The organism is bacterium (assembly GCA_020440705.1).
Classification (GTDB): domain Bacteria; phylum Krumholzibacteriota; class Krumholzibacteriia; order LZORAL124-64-63; family LZORAL124-64-63; genus JAGRNP01.
Genome location: JAGRNP010000280.1, coordinates 1 through 647 on the forward strand (window position 1 = coordinate 1; position 647 = coordinate 647).

The following is a 647-nucleotide window of genomic DNA, read 5'->3' on the forward strand; positions in this document are numbered from 1 at the left end:
ACTTCGCCCCCTGGGTGGAGGAGGCGCAGGCCGCGCGCAAGGGCCTGACCGTGCCGCAGTACGCGGCCTCGGTCGCGACCCAGTGGCGCGAGGGCCTCGCCTCGTGGGGGCAGGACGGCGATCGCATCCGACGCCTCAAGGAGGCCGCCGACTTCGCCATCTACACGCCCGGCTCCAGCGCCGGCCGCCCGCTCACCATCCTGCGCTCGTTCGCTGCGCCGCCCCCGGCCGTGCGCGACGATGCCGACGCGCTGCGCGATCGCGTGGGTGCGTCCGTGGCGGGCCTGCTGGGCCTCGTCGGGGTGGACGCCGATCCGCTGCGCAGCCGCGAGCACATCCTCCTGGCCAACCTCGTCGAGCGCGCCTGGCGCGAGGGCGAGGACCTCGACCTCGGCACGCTCATCCTCAAGATCCAGGATCCCGGCTTCACGCGCGTCGGCGTCATGGATCTCGAGTCGTTCTTCCCCGCGAAAGACCGCTTCGGTCTCGCCATGACGCTCAACAACCTGTTGGCCTCGCCGGGCTTCGCTTCATGGATCGAAGGCGAGCCGCTGGACGTGCAGCGCCTGCTCTACACGCCCGAAGGCAAGCCGCGCATCGCGATCATCAGCATCGCGCACCTGTCCGACGCCGAGCGCATGTTCTTC

The 647-nt window shown here is 71.1% G+C and carries 1 protein-coding gene; it reads left to right on the top strand.

Translation table 11 applies throughout. From position 1 onward, the window contains the following. On the top strand, window positions 1–647 hold a 647-nt coding region (locus tag KDM41_18375; GenBank protein MCB1185391.1), incomplete at both ends, for an ATP-binding protein.